The 20,016-nt window shown below is 68.3% G+C and carries 14 protein-coding genes and 1 tRNA gene; 2 read left to right on the forward strand and 13 right to left on the reverse strand.

Annotated elements, in window-relative coordinates; translation table 11 throughout:
* Positions 1-57: 57 nt before the first annotated feature.
* The 9 genes from nahK to I0D00_RS14440 all read right to left on the reverse strand — a co-directional run bounded on the left by nahK (position 58) and on the right by I0D00_RS14440 (position 14,603).
* Complete coding sequence (nahK, locus tag I0D00_RS14400; protein WP_213640533.1) at positions 58-2,703, reverse strand: hybrid sensor histidine kinase/response regulator NahK/ErcS'; 2,646 nt, start codon at positions 2,701-2,703, stop codon at positions 58-60.
* Complete coding sequence (nosP, locus tag I0D00_RS14405; RefSeq protein ID WP_213641788.1) at positions 2,642-3,796, reverse strand: nitric oxide-sensing protein NosP; 1,155 nt, start codon at positions 3,794-3,796, stop codon at positions 2,642-2,644. Before nosP ends, nahK begins: the two co-directional genes overlap by 62 nt.
* Before the next feature lie 332 nt (positions 3,797-4,128).
* Positions 4,129-5,313 (reverse strand): porin, encoded by a 1,185-nt coding sequence (locus I0D00_RS14410; RefSeq protein ID WP_213640534.1) that lies wholly within the window; start codon positions 5,311-5,313, stop codon positions 4,129-4,131.
* Between the two features lie 237 nt (positions 5,314-5,550).
* A complete protein-coding gene (locus I0D00_RS14415) occupies positions 5,551-6,651 on the reverse strand; it encodes a hypothetical protein (protein WP_213640535.1) in 1,101 nt (366 codons plus the stop codon).
* Between the two features lie 89 nt (positions 6,652-6,740).
* Entirely contained in the window at positions 6,741-8,120 is a 1,380-nt protein-coding gene (pqqF, locus tag I0D00_RS14420; RefSeq protein ID WP_213640536.1) for a pyrroloquinoline quinone biosynthesis protein PqqF, read from the reverse strand.
* Between the two features lie 234 nt (positions 8,121-8,354).
* A tRNA-Arg gene (locus I0D00_RS14425) sits at positions 8,355-8,429 on the reverse strand.
* Positions 8,430-8,513: 84 nt separating this feature from the next.
* Entirely contained in the window at positions 8,514-9,911 is a 1,398-nt protein-coding gene (locus I0D00_RS14430; RefSeq protein WP_213640537.1) for a sodium-dependent transporter, read from the reverse strand.
* 82 nt (positions 9,912-9,993) lie between these two features.
* Positions 9,994-11,055 carry a Leu/Phe/Val dehydrogenase gene (locus I0D00_RS14435; RefSeq protein ID WP_213640538.1) on the reverse strand — a complete coding sequence of 354 codons (1,062 nt, stop codon included), beginning with the start codon at positions 11,053-11,055 and terminating at the stop codon, positions 9,994-9,996.
* Between the two features lie 80 nt (positions 11,056-11,135).
* Complete coding sequence (locus tag I0D00_RS14440; protein ID WP_213640539.1) at positions 11,136-14,603, reverse strand: indolepyruvate ferredoxin oxidoreductase family protein; 3,468 nt, start codon at positions 14,601-14,603, stop codon at positions 11,136-11,138.
* A 199-nt stretch (positions 14,604-14,802) separates the two neighbouring features.
* Here I0D00_RS14440 and I0D00_RS14445 point away from each other — a divergent pair, with 199 nt between their 5' ends.
* Positions 14,803-15,270 (forward strand): Lrp/AsnC family transcriptional regulator, encoded by a 468-nt coding sequence (locus tag I0D00_RS14445; protein ID WP_213640540.1) that lies wholly within the window; start codon positions 14,803-14,805, stop codon positions 15,268-15,270.
* A 23-nt stretch (positions 15,271-15,293) separates the two neighbouring features.
* Here I0D00_RS14445 and phnN read toward each other — a convergent pair whose 3' ends face one another.
* Entirely contained in the window at positions 15,294-15,857 is a 564-nt protein-coding gene (phnN, locus tag I0D00_RS14450; protein ID WP_213640541.1) for a phosphonate metabolism protein/1,5-bisphosphokinase (PRPP-forming) PhnN, read from the reverse strand.
* Between the two features lie 378 nt (positions 15,858-16,235).
* Here phnN and I0D00_RS14455 point away from each other — a divergent pair, with 378 nt between their 5' ends.
* Positions 16,236-16,562, forward strand: coding sequence for an Arc family DNA-binding protein (locus I0D00_RS14455; RefSeq protein ID WP_213640542.1), 327 nt, complete (start codon positions 16,236-16,238; stop codon positions 16,560-16,562).
* A gap of 86 nt (positions 16,563-16,648) precedes the next feature.
* Here I0D00_RS14455 and I0D00_RS14460 read toward each other — a convergent pair whose 3' ends face one another.
* Genes I0D00_RS14460 through I0D00_RS14470 form a run of 3 tightly spaced genes read right to left on the reverse strand, consistent with a single transcriptional unit; the run spans position 16,649 to position 19,854 of the window.
* Complete coding sequence (locus I0D00_RS14460) at positions 16,649-17,785, reverse strand: sodium ion-translocating decarboxylase subunit beta (RefSeq protein ID WP_213640543.1); 1,137 nt, start codon at positions 17,783-17,785, stop codon at positions 16,649-16,651.
* Positions 17,786-17,795: 10 nt separating this feature from the next.
* The gene (gene oadA / locus I0D00_RS14465) at positions 17,796-19,574 is read right to left on the reverse strand and encodes a sodium-extruding oxaloacetate decarboxylase subunit alpha (protein ID WP_213640544.1); all 1,779 of its coding nucleotides are present in this window, start codon (positions 19,572-19,574) and stop codon (positions 17,796-17,798) included.
* A gap of 25 nt (positions 19,575-19,599) precedes the next feature.
* A complete protein-coding gene (locus tag I0D00_RS14470) occupies positions 19,600-19,854 on the reverse strand; it encodes an OadG family protein (protein ID WP_213640545.1) in 255 nt (84 codons plus the stop codon).
* Between the last annotated feature and the right edge of the window lie 162 nt (positions 19,855-20,016).

A 20,016-nucleotide genomic window follows, 5' to 3' on the forward strand; every position in this document is an offset into this window, starting at 1 on the left:
TGAGCCGGGCGGCGAAACCTATGGAGTCGCGCTGCCACTTTGCAGCCAGGCTAGCTCTTATGCCCCCTGCCCGCCCCGCTCCAGCAGATGACTCATCGCCGTCTTCAGCTTCATCGGCCGCACCGGCTTGTGCATCAGGGTATGGCCCAGCTCGCGCATCTGCAGCTTCAGCTCGTTGCTGTAGTTGGCGGTGATCATCAGCGCCGGCAGCGGCGCGCTGCGCCGTGCGTTGATCAGGGCCACGGCGTCGACGCCGTTGCGCTCGTCGTCCAGGTGGTAGTCGGCGATCAGCAGGTCGGCGTCGGCGTGGTAGTTGTCCACCTGGCGCGCCAGGTCCTCCTCGCTCAGGGCGGTGACCACCTGGCAGCCCCAGGTTTCCAGCAGGGTGCGCATGCCGGCGCAGATCGCCGCGTCGTTGTCCAGCACCCAGATGCGCGCGCCGCGCAGGCGCTCGAGCAGCAGGTCCGGGGTGTCGTGGATCACCCGTGCCCGCGGCGCGCGGGTGGTCAGCGGCACCTCGATGGCGAACATCGAGCCCTTGCCGGGCTGTGAGCGCACGCGGATGCGGTGGCCGAGCATGCCGGCGATCTTCTCCACTATGGCCAGGCCCAGGCCCAGGCCGCGGTCCTGCTTACGCTGACCGGCGTCGCCGCGCTTGAACTCCTGGAAGATCTCGCCGAGCTTGTCCGCGGCGATGCCGACGCCGGTGTCCCACACCTCGATCGACAGGCTCTGTCGCCGGCGCCGGCAACCGAGCAGGATGCGCCCGCTACGGGTGTAGCGGATGGCATTGCTGAGCAGGTTACGCAGGATCCGCGCGAGCAGCTGGATGTCGCTGCGCACCAGCGCCGAGCTGGGCAGGTAGTCCAGGCACAGGCCCTCGCTGCCGGCGATCTGGTGATACTCGGCGGCGAGGTTCTCCAGCAGTTCGCTGACGGCGAAGGGGGCGATGTCCGCCTTGATCACCCCGGCGTCGAGCTTGGAGATGTCGACCAGGGTGCCGAGCAGGCTTTCGACGTCCTCCAGGGAGTTGCTGACGTTGCGCACCAGGCCCAGGCTGTCGCCCGGCTGCTGCTTCTCCAGCAGCGCACTGGTGAACAGCCGCGCGGCATTCAAGGGCTGCAGCAGGTCGTGGCTGACCGCGGCGAGGAACTTGGTCTTCGACAGGTTGGCCCGCTCGGCCTCGCCCTTGGCCTCGCGCAGGCGCCCCTCCATCTGCGTGCGCTCGTCGATCTCGCGGCGCAGCTGGCCGTTCAGCTCGGTCAGCTCGGCGGTGCGTTCGCGCACCCGTTGTTCCAGGTGCTGGTAGGCCTGGTGCAGGGCCTCGGCGGTGCGCCGGCGCTCGGTGATGTCGCGGATCAGCACGAAGATCCCGGTCACCTCGCCGCTGGCCTGGCGGTTCGGCACGTAGGAACGCAGCATGTAGCGCTCCTGGCCCTGGTGGTTGGTCTCGGCGAACTCGAAGGTCACGCTCTCGCCGGACAGCGCCCGCTCGATATAGGGTTCCAGGCGCCGACAGTGTTCCTCGCTGTGCACCTGGCGCAGGCTCTGGCCGAGCATGGCGCCGCGCGGCCAGCAGTACCACTCCTCGTAGACCTTGTTGGTGAAGTCGTAGACCAGGTCGGCGTTGAGGTAGGCGATCAGCGCCGGCACGTGGTCGGTGATCAGGCGAATCCAGCGCTCGCTCTCGCTCAGCGCCTCGGCGTGGCGGTAGCGCTCGGTGATGTCGGTGAAGGTGTTGACGAAGCCGCCGGTCGGCAGCGCATGGGTGCGCACCTCGAGCATGCGTCCGTCGAACAGACGCAGCTCCAGCTCCTCGACCGGTCTGCCGGCGGCATCGCGGCTGTCGGGGGTGAGCAGGGCCAGTTCGCTGTCGGCCATCACCTCGGCGAACGGCCGGTGCGCGCTGATCGGCGCCAGGCCGCAGAGGTCGAGGAAGCGGTGGTTCCACAGTTCCAGCTGGCCTTCGGCGTTGACCATGGCCATGCCCTGGGACAGGTTGTCCACCGCGCGCTGCAACAGGCGCGACTTCTGCGCCACGGCCTGCTCGCGGCGCTGGGTCTCGCTCAGCTTGACCTCGGTGATGTCGGTGTAGAGGATCACCAGCCCGCCCTCGCGGGTCGGCCGCTCGCTGACCTGCACCCAGCGCCCGTCGCGCAGGCGATAGAGCAGGTGCTCGTCGCCATGGCCGCGCTGCTCCTCCACCACCAGCCCGGTGCTGCGGCTCAGGCGCTTGATCTCGGCCAGGCGCAGGCCGCCGCCGATACGCACGCGGCTGCCGGCCCAGAGCGCCTTGAAGCGGCTGTTGAACAGCACGATGCGCTGCTCGCGGTCGAACAGCACGAAGGCGTCGGAGATGCTCTCGATGGCGTCGATCAGGTGCTGGTGGGCGGTTTCCGCGCGCAGCCGGGCATCGCTGAGCAGCTGGTTGCTGGATTTCAGCTCGGCCATCGCCTGGTTCAGTGCGTCGGTGCGCTCGCGCACCTGCTCGGCCAGCACCACCGAATGCTGGAAGGCCGCGTAGGCGTCGTCGCCGCGGGAGTTGATCGACTCGACCCGCTCGATCAGCGCGCCGTTGATCCGCTTGAGCTTGCGGTTCTCCTCCTCCAGGGCGCGGCAGCGCTCGAGCAGCGCGGCGCCATCAGCCCCGACCGGGGTGGCCGATGGCGACTCCGGTGAAGGTCTGGTTGATGTGCATGCCATTGAACTGCTCTCCGTAGGTGTTGAAGCCGATGACCCGCTGGCTGCGCAGCAAGGCGGCGACCGCCTCGACGCCATCCTCGGCCTCGATCTCCAGGCGCCGCAGGAAACAGTCGCAACCTATGGTCAGCAGCACCGGGCCGAGGCGCCGGCGCAAGCCGTCGAAGGCGCCCTCGAGGTTGGCCAGCAGCGGCCCGGGGCGCATGGCGGTGAGGACGATGCCGTTCTCCACCGCGCAGTAGAAGCTCAGGCTGAGGTCCTCGTTGACCCGCTGGATCGAGCGTACGTAGTACTGGCCGCCGATGCGCACGGCCAACGGATGGGCGGCGAACAGGCGCAGGTCGAGTTCCTCCACGGCCACACCGATCAGCCGTGCGTACTCCAGGGCGGCCGGCGCGGCATTCAGCTCGTGCACCCGACGGCGGGCGCTGTCGGCCTGGGTGACCACCAGTTTGTCGGTGCGCGGCTCGATGTGATGGGTGCTGAACACCTCGAAGTCCAGCCAGGTGTTGAACAGCACCACCACCGCCGCGCCGGTGTGGAACTGGCCGCCGAAGTAGACATGGGTATGGGTCAGGTGGTTGTCGTCGCCGGCCGAGCCGCCGAAGTGCGGGATGCTGCCGAAGGCCGCGCTGAGCGCGCCGAGCACCACTTCCTCGCGGCTGGACAGGCCGTCGAGCAGGGTCAGGGCGAAGCTGTGGCCCTTGATCGGCGCCAGCTCGTTGTGGCGGCAGTCGCCGACCAGGCGCTCGACCAGCTGCTGGGCGTCGATCAGGCTGAAGCGCTCCATCTCGTCGATCAGCGCGCCGGCCACCGAGAAGCTGCGGTGGTCGAAGCCCACCGCGCTGACGCAGCCGCGACCGTAGCCCTGGGGGGTGATCTCGCCGGCGCTGGTGCAGCCGACCAGGCTGATGCCGCCGAAATGCTGTTCCAGCGCCGCACCGAGGCCCTGCAAGTCGTATTCGGCGGAACAGAAGAACAGCACGAAGCCCAGGTGCGGATGGATCAGCTGGCGCGCCAACTCCTGGGCCACCTGCTCCACGTCCCGGGCCGCCGACATCGCCGTCACCACGTCTTCCGCCCGCTCCTGCCGCATAAACTGCCCCATGAAAAAGCCTACTCGTCATGGGGATTCTACGAAGCCAGGCCGGCGCGCCCCATGCTACTTGAGTGCCGCCGGACCTACTCCCTAAGTAGCATCTTGGGCTGGGTTAGCCGCGCCGCGGCGTAGCCCAGCGGCGATGAGCGGGGATGCAACGCCCGGTCAGAACCAGCGCCTCAGGCACAGCGGCAAGGCGCCGAACAGGGCGCTCATCGGCAGCAGGATCAGCGGCAGGTCCAGGCCCCAGAAGCTCCAGAAATCCCACATGGCCACCTCCCATGAAAAAGCCGGACGGGGCTGCCCCCGTCCGGCTCGTGCGCTCGCCCTTACCAGCTCAGCACGGCACCCACGGCGAAGGTGTCGGTGTCCTCGCCCAGGCCGCTGCCGGCGGCGGCATCGATCTGGTACTGGTTGTACTCGGCGACCAGTTTGAGGTTGTCGTTGATGGTGCGAAAGTAGGCGATGCCGCGGGTCTCGTAGTCGGCGGCGCTGCCCAGGCCGTTGCCGTCGTCCTCGGTCTTGCCGTAGGACAGCGCGACGCGGTTCTTGCCGAAGCTGTAGGAGCCCTGCAGCAGGTAGCCGTCGCTGTCGATCTCGCGCAGCGTGGCCTCGCCGGCATTGTTGGTGAAGAAGGGGTTGATGCCCTCGGCCTGGAAGCCCGAGGCGGTGACCGAGAAGCCGGCCATCTTGGCCTGCACGCCGTAGCCCAGGCCCTGGGAGGTCACCGAGTCGACGCTGCTGTCGGTGTTGTCAGAGGTCTGGTAGGCGCCGTTGAGCCAGGAGTAGATGGTCGCCCCGCCCAGGTCGAACTGGTAGCTGACCTCGGACTCGAAGCGCGGCTCTTCCTGGTAGGAACGGCCGACGGCGCTGTCGTCGTTGGTGTCCACCGGGTCCATGATGCCGACCGCGAAGCGCAGGCCCTCGGCCAGGTTGTTGTTGCGGTAGGTGATCTGCGAGGTCGGGAAGGGATAGGGGTAGCCGGTGCCGATGTTGCCGAAGGACACGCCGGTGCCGTCGACCAGGCCGAGGGTGTCGCTGACGTTGCCGTAGCCGGCGAGCAACTCGTCGAGGAAGATGTTGGAGCGCGAGAACAGGCCGAAATCCTTGCCCACCAGCACCTCGCCCCACTCCGGGCTGGCCACGGTGCCGTAGAACTGACGCACGTCGATGGCGGTGGCGGTGCCGTTGGTCTCGCTGTCGTTGATGGTCACCCAGAAGGATGAACGGCCACCGAGCTTGAGGTCGTCGATCTGCTTGCCGAAGTTGAAGCCGATCCAGTTGGGCAGGAAGCCCATCTTCACCCGCGACTGGCGGCGGTCGTTCAACTCACCCTCGCGGTCGACGTCGCTGTTGACATAGAAGGCGTTGATGTAGCCGTCGGTGGAGAAGGTGGTGTCGTCCTGGTCGTACAGGACGATCTCGGCGGCAGCCTGCTGGGCCGTGGCCAGGGCGACGGCGGCCGTCAGGGTCAGGGGCAGCAATCGGATGGTGGCGATCTTGTTGTTGTGCATAACGCTCTCCGTCAGGTGGGACGACCGCAGGACGGCCGGGTCGGAGGCGATTATCGAAAGCCGGCGGCGGCGGCCATACGCTGCCTTGGCGCCGGTTGCCCGCTGCTTTGGTCGGGCGCACCGCAGGGGGTAGCTGCGCCTAGTCCCCCTCCCCCGACCCTGGCCGAAAGGCGGTCGGCCCAAGGTCGTAGGCCAGACGAGACGAACGCGCCAGCCCCAGGCTGGCTCCGCGTGCCGTCATGCAGGTGGGTGACGAGGCTTGACTGCGCCCAGGCGCCGTGGATGCTCAGGGCGGCGCCGAGCAGCCCGGTTCGCTTGGCGCGCCGCTGGCCAGCACGCGCCAACCGCCCCGCGCCTGGCACAGGGCGTCATGAGCGTGCAGCAGCGGGGGCCGCTCGAGGCTGCCCAGCACCCGCTGCACGGCCTCGCCATGGGCCACCGGCAAGCCGGCCAGGTGCTGCTGCCAGCGCTGCTCGGCATCCCCGATACGGACGCGGCCTGCTCGCCCAGCTGACGCGCCGCTTCGCCGCAGGCCGCGCGCAGCTCCGGCTCTGCCAGCAGCGCCAGGCGCTCGCCTTGCGCCGCCAGAAACGCCTCGATATGCCCGATCAGCTCAGGCGCCGAGGCCTGCGGCGACTGCACCGCGAACAGAATGCCGCGCCGCCGCTGCACCTGGCGGAAGCCGCAGAACAGGGCGTAGCCCAGCTGCAGTTCGCCGCGCAGGCGCCTGAAGAACGGCCCCTGGTAGAGCTGCGCCAGCAGGCGCCAGGCCGCCTCGGTGGCGGCGTCGGCCGCCGGCTGCGGGCAGAACAGCAGCAGCGCCGACTCCTCGCCGGCGATGGCCGCGTCGCGCCAGTAGCGCCCCGGCTCAGGCGGCGCAAGGGGCGCGGCGGGCGGCAGGACGCGGGTGCCGGCGAACTGCCGCTCGAGCGCCTGCCGCTCGCGCGCGGCGAAGCCCATCCCCAACCCTTCGAGACGGGCCTGGCGATAGATCTCCGGCACCCGCGCCGGACTCGGCGGCTGAGGCGCAGGGCGAGATTCGGCAAACAGCTCGGGCAGGCGCCCAAGCAGCTGGCGCAGCGGCATCTGCGCCGCCGTGCCCGCCCCCGGCTCTGGCCAGGCCTCCTGCGGCGCCGCGCACAGGCGGGCCAGCGCCTGCGCCAGTACCCTGGGCACCAGCTCCGAGCCGCCCTCCAGCGTCAGCTGCACGCCGTCGCCCTCGACCGCCAGGCGCAGCATCACGCCGACCTGCTGCGCATCGGCCTGCACCCCGCGCAGCCTCTCCTGGCCATACGCCAGCAGTGCCGCCGGGGCCTGCGCCGCAGCGAACCGGAGCATCCCCTGGAAGGCGGCCCGACCGGGCTCCGCGCCAGGCGCGGGGCACCAATCCAGCGCGGCCCTTATGCCCAGCGGTGGCAGCGGCGGCATCACGCTGTCGAGGAAGGGGTTGGCGGCCGGCAGGTGCCAGCGCCATGCCCGGGGCGGCGCGGCGAGCGGCGTCGCCCGGCATAGGCGCAGGTCAAACCCGGCGCCGGGCCAGGCCGGCGCCTCGGCGGGACCGACGAGCAGGCTGATCCCCGCTCCGCGTCCTGCAGCTGGGCGAGGAGCGCCTGCACGACCGCCTGCCTCTCGGTGGCCGGGCCCGGCAACGCGCCTCGCCCGGCCGCCAGGCGCTCCTGCCAATGGCGCGCCAAGGCCAGGGGCCCGAGTATCTGCAGCTGCCGGCCCTCAAGCGCGTCCTGACGCTCGGCCAGCGCGCGCCAGTCCGCCGCGGACGCCAGAAACGCCAGCCAGTCCCGCAGCGCCGCGGCGATGACCGCCGGGCTCTGGCCGGCCTGTTCGACCCCGGCGAAACTCAGCAACAACAGGGCCTGACCGAGGTGGCGATACACCAGGCGCGCCTCGACGCCACGGCACAATCCCGCCTCCTCCAGCCTGGCCGCCAAGCCCCCGGCCGAGCGGGTCGGCAGGATCTGCTGGAGCAACCCCAGGGCCTCGCCGAACGCCGCGGCCCTGACCCGCGCCGGTGACTCCAGGGCGAAGCCCAGTTGCAGACTGGGCTGGCTGCCGCGCAGGCCCATGCGCAGATGCCGCGCCCGCAGGGGCAGCAGCGAGGGCGGCGCGGCCTGCACCTGGCGCGCGCTCGCCGGCAGGCTGTCGCCGTGGCGCCGGGCCAGGGACAAGAGCTCGGCGCACGACTGCGGCCCGGCCAGCACCAGGGACAGTTGCCCGGCGCGGTAGAAGCGTCGATGGAAGGCCCGCAGCGCCTGCTGGAACGCGGCGCTGTCCACCGGCAGGCTGTCGCGGTTGCCGGCCAGGAATGCCGCACCGCGATGGTCGACCGGCAATGCCTGGCCCAGCGCGGCATCCAGCAGGGTGTCGGCGTCCTGGCCGCGGGCGAGGAACTCCGCATGCAGCACCTCGCGCTCGCGCCGTTGCGCGGCCGGCTCGAGCAGCGGCCTGGCCAGCATGTCGAGCATGCGCGCCAGGGCGCCGTCTAGCCGGTCGGCCGGGACCTCGCAGAAGTAGTCGGTGTGGCGCGCCTGGGTCGAGGCGTTGACCTGGCCGCCACAGCCCTGCACATAGGCCATCAGTCCCTGCTCGGGCGCGAACGCCGCGCTGCCGAGGAAGACCAGGTGTTCGAGAAAGTGCGCCAGGCCGGGATAGGCGGCGGGTTCGTCATGGCTGCCGGCGGCGACCCGCAGACTGATCGCCGCCCGCGCCGCACCCGGCCGGCTGAGCAGCAGTAGCCCCAGGCCATTGTCCAGGCGCCGGCGGACGGGCCGTGGCGCTTGACTCTCAGGCAATCGGGGCGGGGCGGACATGGGCGGGACGGGCTCGGATACGGTTCGGCCAGCCCAGGGTCGCCGCGAGCCGGCGGTGGCGCAATAGTACTTTGGCTGCAGCGGCCTCGGACTAAGGTCGCAGACGAGGGCCGCCGGCGGCCGGGTCCCATCCTCGGCGCCCGGGCGGGATAAACAGAAAACCCCGCACGGGGCGGGGTTTTCTGTTTCAGGGCAGCGGCGCGGCGCCCTGGTAGATGGCGTCCCCTACTGGAGTCGAACCAGTATCTAGCCCTTAGGAGGGGCTTATTCTATCCATTGAACTAAGGGGACGCGGTGGCGCGCGACAGCATCGCAACGGCCGGGGCGCATCTTAACGAGCGAATGCGCATTTGTCATGCAGCCACCGGCGCCTCCTCAGCCGAACAGGCCCAGGGTGTGCAGGAACACCACCAAGATGCCCAGCGGGGTAACCCAGCGCAGCACCTGCCACCACAGCTTGAACAGCCGCGGCTGGTCGAGCCCCAGCGCCTCCTGGACGCTGTCGCGGCTGAGCACCCAGCCGGTGAACAGCACGGTGCCCAGGCCGCCCAGCGGCATCAGCAGGTTGGTGGTCAGGTAGTCCAGGCAGTCGAAGAAGGTCTTGCCGAACAGGGTGAACTCGCTCCAGGCATTGAACGACAGCACCGTGCCCAGGCTCAGCAGCCACAGGGCCACGCCGCTGAGCAGCACCGCCTTGAGGCGACCGATGCCGAACTTCTCGCTGAGCCAGGAGATGGTCGGCTCGCTCAGGGAGATCGCCGAGGTCAGGGCGGCGATCGCCAGCATGACGAAGAACAACCCGCCGACCAGCTGGCCCAGCGGCATCTGGCCGAAGGCGATCGGCAGGGTGACGAAGATCAGCCCAGGGCCGGCGCCCGGCTCCAGGCCGTTGGCGAATACCAGCGGGAAGATCGCCAGGCCGGCCAGCAGCGCCACCCCGGTGTCGGCCAGGGCGACCATGATCGCGGTGCGGGCGATCGAGGTGCCGGCCGGCAGGTAGGAGCCGTAGACCATCATCGCGCCGCTGGCCAGGCTGAGGGTGAAGAAGGCATGGCCCAGGGCCACCAGCACGCTCTGGGCGCTGAGCTTGCTGAAGTCGGCGTCGAACAGGAAGTGCAGCGCGGCGCCGAAGTGGCCGGTGGTGGCGGCATAGCCGACCAGCACCAGCAGCAACAGGAACAGCCCCGGCATCATGAAGCGCAGTGCGCGCTCCAGGCCCTCGCGCACGCCCAGGGCGACGATGCCCAGGGTCACCAGCAGCACCAGGGTGCCGAAGCCGGCCAGTTTCCACGGGTCGCCGAGCATGGCGCCGAACAGCGCGCCACTACGCTCGCCGTCCAGTCCGGCGAATTCGCCCATGGCGGCGGCCGGCGCATAGGCCACGGCCCAGCCGGCCACCACCGCGTAGAAGCTGAGGATCAGGAAGCCGGTGAGCACCGCCACGCTGCCGAGGATGCGCCAGTGGCGGCTGGCTCCCGCCTGCCTGGCCAGGGCGGCCATGGCGCCCTCCGGGTTGGCCCGGCCGCGGCGGCCGATCATCACCTCGGCCATCAGCAGCGGAATGCCGATGACCAGGATGCAGGCCAGGTAGACCAGGACGAAGGCGCCGCCGCCGTTCTCGCCGGTGATGTAGGGGAACTTCCAGATATTGCCCAGGCCCACGGCCGAGCCGGTGGCGGCGAGGAAGAACGCCCAGCGCGACGACCACAGGCCACGGCCGACGTTGCTGGAGGCACCGGCCAGGTGGCCGGCGGCGATGCTGTCTTGACTCATTGGGACTTGCCCTCTTGTTGTTGTGAAAAAGTCAGTCGAAAAACAACGGTGGGTTACGCCTAGGGCCAACCCACCCTAGGGATCAGCGCCCGCCGCGCAGGCGTTCCTCGGCCAGGCGGTCGGCGATGGCGGTGGTGGTGGCGCCTTCGCGCTCGGCGCGCTGGAAGATCTCCGTCAGGGTTTGTCCGATGCCCTCGATATGCGCCTTCAGTTCGGCCGCGCTGCCCCCGGTGCGCTCGTAGCAGACATCGATGATGCCGCCGGCGTTGATCGCGTAGTCCGGCGCGTACAGGCAACCGCGACGCTGCAGCTCCTCGGCCAGTTCGGCACTGGCCAGCTGGTTGTTGGCTGCGCCGGCGATCACCGGCGCGCGCAGCGCCTCCAGGCTGTGCGGGTTGATGATCGCGCCCATGGCGCAGGGGGCGAACACGTCCACGTCCAGGCCGTAGATATCGTTCTGGCCGACCGCGGTGGCGCCCAGTTGCTCCACCGCCCGGCGCACGTTGGCCTCGACTATGTCGGTCACCCACAGCTCGGCGCCGGCCTCCTTGAGCTGCTTGGCCAGGCCGAAACCGACCTGGCCGACGCCCTGGATCGCCACCTTCAGGCCCCTGAGGTCATCGCGGCCGAGGCGATGCCTGACCGCCGCCTGCAGGCCGATGAACACGCCATAGGCGGTCGAGGGCGACGGGTCGCCGTTGCGCAGGCCGCCGCCGACCAGGGCCTCGCGCTGACCGGCGCCGGCCACGTGGCGGGTGCGCTCGGCCATGATCTGCATCTCGGCCACGCCGGTGCCGGAGTCGGCGGCGGTGATGTAGCGCCCGCCCAGGCTGTCGACGAAGTCGCCCATGGCCTGGAACAAGGCCTCGCTCTTGCCGGTGTGCGGGTTGCCGATGATCACCGCCTTGCCGCCGCCCAGCGGCAGCTTGGCCAGCGCCGACTTGTAGCTCATGCCGCGGGACAGGCGCAGCACGTCGCGCAGCGCCTCGTCGTCGCTGGCGTAGGACCACATGCGGCAACCGCCGAGGGCCGGGCCGAGCGTGGTGTCGTGAATGGCGATGATGGCCTTGAGGCCGGACGCCTGGTCGTGGCCATAGACCACCTGCTCGTGCTGATCGAAATCGACGTGGGAAAACACGGACATGAAGAATCCTCGGGTTTCTGGTTGTAGGGGGTCGCCCCTCTCCCGGCACGGGAGAGGGTTTCGGCTAAGGATCGGGGTGCTTAAGCGGCCGGCTCGAACAGCTGCACGGCCTGGATTTCGCTGGCCAGCAGGCGCGTCTTGAGCTGGCGCGCCTGCTCACGGACCCTGGCCACCGCCTGCTCCTTGACGTGGCCGTAGCCGCGGATCTGCTCCGGCAGTTCGGCCAGGGCCACCGCGCTGCGGTAGTTGCCGGGCTTGAGCTCGGCCAGCAGGTGCTCGACGCCGTGCTCGTAGTCCTCGATCAGCTCGCGCTCCAGGCGGCGCTCGGCGCCATAGCCGAAGGGGTCCAAAGGCGTGCCGCGGAGAAACTTGAACTTGGCCAGCAGGGCGAAGGCCTTGATCATCCAGGGACCGAACTGGCGCTTGCGCGGCGCGCCGGTGACCGGATCGGCCTTGCTCAGCCAGGTCGGCGCCAGGTGGAACTGCAGGCGATAGTCACCGGCGAACTGCACCTCCAGCTGGCGGATGAAACTGCCGTCGCTGTACAGCCGCGCCACCTCATACTCGTCCTTGTAGGCCAGGAGCTTGAAGTAGTAGCGCGCCACAGCCTTGCTCAGCGCCTGGTCGGCGCCCTGGTCGGCGCGGGCCACGCGCTGTACCAGCTCGCGGTAGCGTTCGGCGTAGGCGACGTTCTGGTAGGCGGTGAGGCGGGCCGCGCGGTCGTCGACGAGTTCCTCAAGGGTCTGGCAACGCGGCGCCTCGCGCACCTTGGGTGCGGCCAGTTTCTCCACCGCGGCCAGGTCATGGGCGGCGCGCCGGCCCCAGAGGAAGGCTTGCTGGTTGAGCGCAACCGCCACGCCGTTGAGCTCGATGGCCTTGGCGATGGCCTCGGCCGAGATCGGCACCAGGCCTTTCTGGTAGGCGAAGCCGAGCATAAACAGGTTGCTGGCGATGCTATCGCCGAGCAGGCGGGTGGCCAGGCGGGTGGCGTCGACGAAGTGGGTCTTGTCCGCGCCCACCGCCTCGACCAGCGCCTCGCGCATGGCCGCCCCCGGCACCTGGGCATCCGGGTTGCGGGTGAACTCGGCGGTGGCCGCCTCAAAGCTGTTGATCACCGCATGGGCGATCTTGTCGTTGAGTTTGGCCAGGGCATCCTCGCTGGCGGCCACCACCAGGTCGCAGCCGAGCAGCAGGTCGGTCTCGCCGGCGGCGATGCGCACGGCAAAAATGTCGTCCTGCTTGGCGGCGACGCGAATATGGGTCACCACCGGGCCGAACTTCTGCGCCAGGCCGGCCTGGTCGAGCACGCTGCAGCCCTTGCCTTCCAGGTGCGCGGCCATGCCCAGCAGCGCGCCGACGGTGGTCACGCCGCTACCGCCGACGCCCGGCAGGAGGATGTTCCAAGGTCGCGACAGGCCTGGCTGCTTGGGTTCCGGCAGGGCCTCGAACAGGGCGTTCTGGCCCACCGCCTCGGGCTTGCGCAGGCTGCCGCCATGCACGGTGACGAAGCTCGGGCAGAAGCCCTCGACGCAGGAGAAGTCCTTGTTGCAGGCGTTCTGGTCGATCTCGCGCTTGCGCCCCAGTTCGGTTTCCAGCGGCAGCACCGACAGGCAGTTGGACTTGACGCTGCAATCGCCGCAGCCCTCGCACACCGCCGGATTGATGAAGGCGCGCTTCTGCGGGTCGACCAGCTTGCCGCGCTTGCGCCGGCGGCGCTTCTCGGTGGCGCAGGTCTGGTCGTAGATGATCACCGAGCAGCCCTTGAACTCGCGCAGCTCGCGCTGCACCGCGTCCAACTCGCTGCGGTGGTGGAAGCTGACGATGGGTGCGAAGCTGTCGCGGCTCGGATACTTGTCCGGCTCGTCGCTGACCAGGGCGATGCGCTTGACCCCCTCGGCGAACACCTGCTGGCTGAGCTGGTCGACACGCAGCTCGCCGTCGATCGGCTGGCCGCCGGTCATGGCCACCGCATCGTTGTAGAGGATCTTGTAGGTGATGTTGACCCCGGCGGCCACGGCCGCGCGCAGGGCCAGCTGGCCGGAGTGGAAGTAGGTGCCGTCGCCGAGGTTCTGGAAGATGTGCGGGGTATCGGTGAACGGCGCCTGGCCGATCCAGGTCGCGCCCTCGCCGCCCATCTGGGTGAAGGTGTCGGTGTTGCGGTCCATCCACTGGGTCATGTAGTGGCAGCCGATGCCGCCTTGGGCGCGGCTGCCCTCGGGCAGCTTGGTCGAAGTGTTGTGCGGGCAACCGGAGCAGAAATGCGGGGTGCGCAGGGTGCTGTGCTTGGGCGCGGCCAGGGAGGCCTCCTTGGCGGCGAGAAAGGCCAGGCGCTGCTCGATGCTGGCGCTGCTGTAGATCGGCGCCAGGCGCTTGGCGATCGCGCGGGCAATCATCGCCGGGGTCAGCTCGCTGAGGTTCGGCAACAGCGAGCTGCCCTCCTCGTCGAACTCGCCGACCACCCGCGGGCGCTTGCCCACCGGCCAGTTGTACAGCTGGCCGGTGAGCTGGTCCTCGACGATGCTGCGCTTCTCCTCGACCACCAGGATCTCGTCCAGGCCCTCGGCGAATTCGTGCACCGAGACCGGCTCCAGCGGCCAGCTCATGCCGACCTTCAGTACGCGCAGGCCGACCTGGGCGCACAGCTGCTCGTCCAGGCCGAGGTCTTCCAGGGCCTGGCGCACGTCCAGGTAGGACTTGCCGGTGGTGATGATGCCCAGGCGCGGGTTGGGCGAATCGAGCATCACCCGGTTGAGGTTGTTGGCGCGGGCGAAGGCGCGGGCCGCATAGATCTTGTAGGTGTTGAGGCGCTTCTCCTGGGCCAGGGGCGGGTCCGGCCAGCGGATGTACACGCCGTCCTCGGGCAGCTCGAAGTCCTCGGGAATCTTCACCTCGACACGCAGCGGATCGACATCCACCACCGCGGAGGAGTCGACGTTCTCGGCGATGGTCTTCAGCGCCACCCAGCAGCCGCTGTAGCGCGACAGTTCCCAGCCGATGATGCCGTAGTCGAGAATTTCCTGGACGTTGGCCGGGTTGAGCACCGGAATCGAGGCGGCGATAAAGGCGTGCTCGCTCTGGTTGGCAATGCTCGAGGACTTGCAGCCATGGTCGTCGCCGGCCAGCAGCAGCACGCCGCCATGCTCGGAGACCCCGGCCGAATTGCCGTGCTTGAACACGTCGCCGCAACGGTCGACGCCCGGGCCCTTGCCGTACCACATGGCGAACACGCCGTCGTAGCGCGCGCCGGGGAACAGGGTGGTCTGCTGGCTGCCCCATACCGCGGTGGCGGCCAACTCCTCGTTGACCCCAGGCTGGAAGTGGATGTGATTGTCCTGCAGGAAGGACTTGGCCTCCCACAGGCTCTTGTCCAGGTTGCCCAGCGGCGAGCCGCGGTAGCCGGAGATGAAGCAGGCGGTATTCAGGCCGTGGGCCGTGTCGCGTTGCTTCTGCAGCATCGGCAGGCGGGTCAGCGCCTGGGTGCCGGTGAGGTACAGGTGACCAGTGGCAAGGCGGTACTTGTCATCCAGGCGGATCTCGGCCAGAGACATGCGGGCGCTCCTTTTATTGTTATGCGAGCTGCGCGGCAACGGTTAATGCCTGCGCGGTTCTGTCGCACGCAGGATCACTGCGGGCAACGACTACCCAAGAATATGACTGAGCGGCACCGCTTTTATCTTTCTTTTTTCGGCATCAAACGCCAGTATTTCGCATTAACTGTTCAATAAAAACAAAATATCGGAATAACTCATGCAAAACCCACTGAACCCTATCGATCGCAAGATTCTCCGCCTGCTGCAACACAACGCCGACCTGTCCGCGGCGGAGGTGGCGGAGAAGGTGGAACTGTCGCAATCGCCTTGCTGGCGGCGGATTCACCGCATGCAGGAAGACGGCCTGATCGAACGCAAGGTCGCCCTGCTCAACCACAAGCTGCTCGGCTTCGGCATCACGGTGTTCGTCGACATCAAGTTGTCGGCCCACGGCCGCAGCAACCTGGAGGAGTTCGAGCAGGCAGTGGTCGGCTACCCCGAGGTGCTGGAGTGCTACACCATGGCCGGCGGCTCGGACTACCTGCTCAAGGTGGTGGCCAAGGACATCGCCGGCTACGAGCGCTTCCTGCGCGACCACCTGCTGCAGCGCCCGCACGTGCAGGAGGCGCACTCCAACATCGCCATGAGCGAGGTCAAGCGCACCACCGAGTTGCCGCTGGATTGAGCCGGCGGAGCGTGGCCCGGCCCTCAGGCGCCGGAGCGGCTGGCTTCGATCAGGCCGAGCAACTGGTCCACCGTACGCGCCAACGCGCCGGAGTTGTCCAGCAGGTACAGCCTCTCGAGCTCCGCAGCAGCGCCGCCGAACTGGGCGTTGCGCGCCAGGCGCGCCTCGATTTCCGACGGCGTCTCGCGACCACGGGCCAGCAGGCGCTGGCGCAGGACCGCAAGATCCACGGTCAGCACCACCGCGAGCAGGTCCGGGTAACGCCGACGCGCCTCGGCCAGGTAGGCGCGGGAACCATTGACCAGCACATCCTCGCCGCCGGCCAGCCATTCGTCGATCTGCCGGGGAATGCCGTAGGCCAGGCCGTTGGCGCGCCAGCTCATGGCGAAGGCACCGGCCCGCTCCTGAGCCTCGAACTGCGCCGGCGACAACGACAACGCCTCTTCGCCGAGGGCCTCGGCGGAACGGGTGATCACCCGCCGGGCGATCCGACAGCCACGCGCGGCCAGCGGCCCGCGTGCAGCCTGTAGCACGCTGTCCTTGCCCGAGCCCGAAGGCCCCATCAGATAGATCAAGCGCCCAGCCATCAGCCTCCCTCTTCGCCTGCAGCCAGATCTGCCCCAGCAGCGCCCGCCTGGCAACGGCAGCGAACGCCGGCACATCATAATCCCTGCGCCGGCCGGTGAGCGGCAGCGCCGCGCGCGAAGATTCGCGCGGACCGGCAGCCAGAATGACGGGGTTTTGCCTAGTACCGCGCACTTCTGACGATCGGTGCTGGCAAAGAGCCTTTATTCGAGCCAAAATACGACACGTAATTGGCGCCAAATAATTGTTCTTTTGACTCGATAGTCATCTCGATGCGAACGACTATGCTGGAGGAACAACGAGGGCGAAAATGGGTCTCAACCGTAACCATTTTGTAGCCTTGTGCCAGCATCGCTTTCATGAACGAACCGGTTTACTGTATGCCCCCTATGAAACAGGCCATCTATTCCAGTCGTACCGCTGACAAATTCGTTGTCCGCTTGCCCGATGGCATGCGCGAACGCATTGCCGATGTGGCACGCAACCATCACCGCAGCATGAACTCGGAAATCATCGCCCGCCTCGAGCAGAGCATGCTGCAGGAAGGCGCGCTGGACGATGATTCGAATCTGCGCATCGACAGCCCCGAACTGTCCCAGCATGAACGCGAACTGCTGCAGCGCTTCCGCCAGTTGTCGCGGCGCCAGCAGAACGCCCTGGTCGCCCTGATCGCCCACGACGGCGAACTGGCGGCGCAGGACGCCTGACCCCTACGGGCATAAAAAAACCGGCTGACCCGCCGGTTTTTTTATGCCCGAGAACCGCCAGCGCGGCGGCTCCCGATAGCCCACCTTTAGCCAGCGAAGTTGAGCAGCACCCCCGCCGCCACCGCCGAGCCGATCACCCCGGCCACGTTCGGCCCCATGGCGTGCATCAGCAGGAAGTTCTGCGGGTTGGCCTCCAGGCCGACCTTGTTCGACACCCGCGCCGCCATCGGCACCGCCGACACCCCGGCCGAGCCGATCAGCGGGTTGATCTTGTTCTTGCTGAGCAGGTTCATGCCCTTGGCCATCAACACCCCGGCGGCAGTGCCGCCGCAGAAGGCCACCATCCCCAGCACCAGGATGCCCAGGGTCTTGAGCTGCAGGAAGGCCTCGGCCGACAGCTTGGAGCCCACGGTCAGCCCCAGGCCGATGGTGACGATGTTGATCAGCGCATTGCGCGAGGTGTCCGCCAGGCGCTCGACCACGCCGGCCTCGCGCAGCAGGTTGCCGAAGGCGAACATGCCCACCAGCGGCGCGGCGTCCGGCAGCAGCATGCCGACCAGCAGGCACAGCACCAGCGGGAAGACGATCTTCTCGACCTGACTGACATGCCGCAGTTGCTGCATGACGATGGCGCGCTCTTCCTTGGTGGTCAGCGCACGCATGATCGGCGGCTGGATCAGTGGCACCAGGGCCATGTAGGAATAGGCCGCCACGGCGATCGGGCCGAGCAGGTCCGGCGCCAGCTTGGAGGTGACGAAGATCGAAGTGGGGCCATCTGCGCCACCGATGATGGCGATCGACGCCGCCTCCTTGAGGCTGAACTCCATGCCCGGGATACCCAGGGCGGTCAGCGCCAGGGCGCCGATCAGGGTGGCGAAGATGCCGAACTGCGCCGCCGCCCCCAGCAGCAGGGTCTTGGGGTTGGCCAGCATCGGACCGAAGTCGGTCATGGCCCCGACGCCCATGAAGATCAGCAGCGGGAACAGGCTGGTGGGCAGGCCGACCTCATAGATCATGTGCAGGAAACCGGCACCCTCGGCCATATTGGCCACCGGAATATTGGCCAGCACCCCGCCGAAACCGATCGGGATCAGCAGCAACGGCTCGAAGCCCTTGCGGATGGCCATGTAGACCAGTCCCAGGCAGACCAGAATCATCAGGGCCTGGCCCGGCTCCAGGTGATACAGGCCGGTGCTTTGCCACAGCTTGACGAGCTTCTCCATGGAGCGCCCCTCAGGCGATGGCCAGCAGGCTGTCGCCCACCGCCACCGCATCGCCGACCTTGACGTTGACCGCACCCACGGTGCCGGCCTTGAATGCGCGGATCTCGGTTTCCATCTTCATGGCCTCGAGGATGATCACCAGCTGCCCCTCCTCGACCGCCTGGCCCGGTTGCACCAGCACCTTGAAGATGTTGCCGGCCAGCGGTGCGGTCTGCGGCTCGCCGCCGCCGACGGCAGCCGGAGCGGCGGCCGCGTCAGGCGCCGAGGCGCCGCCGAGCGATTTGATGCCCTCGATATCGCCACCCTCGCCCACCTGCACCACATAGGACTTGCCGCCGACCTCGACGGTGTAGACCTCGGGCTTGCCCGCTTCGCGCGCCGGCAGCTCCTGGCCAGTCGGCGCCGGCTCGAAGGCCGCCGGGTTGCCGCGGTTCTCCAGGAACTTCAGGCCGATCTGCGGAAACAGCGCATAGGTCAGCACGTCGTCGATTTCGTCCTTGGCCAGCTTGATGCCCTTCTCCCGGGCGATGCCCTTGAGCTCGGCGCTCAGCTTGTCCATCTCCGCCTCGAGCAGGTCGGCCGGACGGCAGCTGATGGCCTCGCCGCCCTCCAGCACGCGGGCCTGCAGCTCGGCGTTGAACGGCGCCGGCGCCGCGCCGTACTCGCCCTTGAGCACGCCGGCGGTTTCCTTGGTGATCGACTTGTAGCGCTCGCCGGTCAGGACGTTGATCACCGCCTGGGTGCCGACGATCTGCGAGGTCGGGGTCACCAGCGGAATGAAGCCGAGGTCTTCGCGCACCCGCGGGATTTCCGCCAGCACCTCGTCGAACTTGTCCTGGGCGCCCTGCTCCTTGAGCTGGCTCTCCATGTTGGTGAGCATGCCGCCCGGCACCTGGGCGACCAGGATGCGCGAGTCGACGCCCTTGAGATTGCCCTCGAACTTGGCGTACTTCTTGCGCACCTCGCGGAAGTAGGCGGCGATCTCTTCCAGCAGCTCCAGGTTCAGCCCGGTGTCGCGCTCGGTGCCCTGGAACATCGCCACCACCGACTCGGTCGGCGAGTGGCCGTAGGTCATCGACAGCGAGGAGATGGCCGTGTCGACGTTGTCGATGCCGGCCTCCACCGCCTTGAGGATGGCCACGGAAGACAGCCCCGCCGTGGCGTGGCACTGCATATGGATCGGGATCGCCAGGCTGGCCTTGAGCCGCGACACCAGTTCGAAGGCGACGTAGGGGGTAAGGATGCCGGCCATGTCCTTGATGGCGATGGAGTCGGCGCCCATGTCCTCGATCTGCTTGGCCAGGTCGACCCACATCTGCAGGGTGTGCACCGGGCTGGTGGTGTAGGAGATGGTGCCCTGGGCATGCTTGCCCTGGCGCTTGACCGCCTGCAGGGCGGTCTGCAGGTTGCGCGGGTCGTTCATCGCGTCGAACACGCGAAACACGTCGACGCCGTTGACCGCCGCCCGCTCGACGAACTTCTCCACCACGTCGTCGGCGTAGTGACGGTAGCCGAGCAGGTTCTGCCCGCGCAGCAGCATCTGCTGACGGGTGTTGGGCATGGCCTGCTTGAGGGCGCGGATGCGCTCCCAGGGGTCTTCGCCCAGGTAGCGGATGCAGGCGTCGAAGGTCGCCCCGCCCCAGGACTCCACCGACCAGAAGCCGACCTGGTCGAGCTTGGCCGCGATCGGCAGCATGTCCTCCAGGCGCACGCGGGTGGCCAGAATGGATTGGTGGGCGTCACGCAGCACCACGTCGGTGATGCCGAGGGCCTTTTTCACAGCGGTCATACGAAAGCTCCCTGTCGAACCTGGGTCAGCCGCGGCGCGCGCGGTGTTGGTGAATGGCGGCCTGGATGGCGGCGAGCACGTCGGGGCTCGGCGCCTGCTCTAGCGCCTTGGGCGCTGCGGGCGCGACGGCGGCGCGCTGCGGCGCAGGCGCGGAAAAACGCCCGAGCAGGTGCGCCATCAGGCGAATGGAGAGGATCAGCAGAACCAGGAAAACGAACACGAAACCCATGCCGAACAGCATGAGCTCGACGCCCTCGAGCAGGAGTTGGCTGGGGGTCATGATGACTCCTTTTAACTGCGGCTCCGGGGCCGCATTGTCGTTATTAGCGGAGGTGCCCGGAAACGCGCCGGGCAAAGCTGGCGCACCTTAGCTTGAAACAAGCGTTTGAAGCAAATCCAAGGCCGTTAATGTGACATTTTCGGACGTAATTGCGTCACCGCC

It is taken from the genome of Pseudomonas lalucatii, from assembly GCF_018398425.1.
In the GTDB taxonomy this organism is placed as follows: domain Bacteria; phylum Pseudomonadota; class Gammaproteobacteria; order Pseudomonadales; family Pseudomonadaceae; genus Aquipseudomonas; species Aquipseudomonas lalucatii.

What these genes read in the sequence shown, in the direction of transcription:
- I0D00_RS14440 (WP_213640539.1), bottom strand. Translation starts at nt 14,603, where the DNA reads ATGTCTCTGGCCGAGATCCGCCTGGATGACAAGTACCGCCTTGCCACT.
- I0D00_RS14415 (WP_213640535.1), bottom strand. Translation starts at nt 6,651, where the DNA reads ATGCTCCGGTTCGCTGCGGCGCAGGCCCCGGCGGCACTGCTGGCGTAT.
- I0D00_RS14455 (WP_213640542.1), top strand. Translation starts at nt 16,236, where the DNA reads ATGCCCCCTATGAAACAGGCCATCTATTCCAGTCGTACCGCTGACAAA.
- I0D00_RS14460 (WP_213640543.1), bottom strand. Translation starts at nt 17,785, where the DNA reads ATGGAGAAGCTCGTCAAGCTGTGGCAAAGCACCGGCCTGTATCACCTG.
- phnN (WP_213640541.1), bottom strand. Translation starts at nt 15,857, where the DNA reads ATGGCTGGGCGCTTGATCTATCTGATGGGGCCTTCGGGCTCGGGCAAG.
- I0D00_RS14430 (WP_213640537.1), bottom strand. Translation starts at nt 9,911, where the DNA reads ATGAGTCAAGACAGCATCGCCGCCGGCCACCTGGCCGGTGCCTCCAGC.
- nosP (WP_213641788.1), bottom strand. Translation starts at nt 3,796, where the DNA reads ATGCGGCAGGAGCGGGCGGAAGACGTGGTGACGGCGATGTCGGCGGCC.
- I0D00_RS14410 (WP_213640534.1), bottom strand. Translation starts at nt 5,313, where the DNA reads ATGCACAACAACAAGATCGCCACCATCCGATTGCTGCCCCTGACCCTG.
- nahK (WP_213640533.1), bottom strand. Translation starts at nt 2,703, where the DNA reads ATGGCATGCACATCAACCAGACCTTCACCGGAGTCGCCATCGGCCACC.
- I0D00_RS14435 (WP_213640538.1), bottom strand. Translation starts at nt 11,055, where the DNA reads ATGTCCGTGTTTTCCCACGTCGATTTCGATCAGCACGAGCAGGTGGTC.
- I0D00_RS14470 (WP_213640545.1), bottom strand. Translation starts at nt 19,854, where the DNA reads ATGACCCCCAGCCAACTCCTGCTCGAGGGCGTCGAGCTCATGCTGTTC.
- I0D00_RS14445 (WP_213640540.1), top strand. Translation starts at nt 14,803, where the DNA reads ATGCAAAACCCACTGAACCCTATCGATCGCAAGATTCTCCGCCTGCTG.
- oadA (WP_213640544.1), bottom strand. Translation starts at nt 19,574, where the DNA reads ATGACCGCTGTGAAAAAGGCCCTCGGCATCACCGACGTGGTGCTGCGT.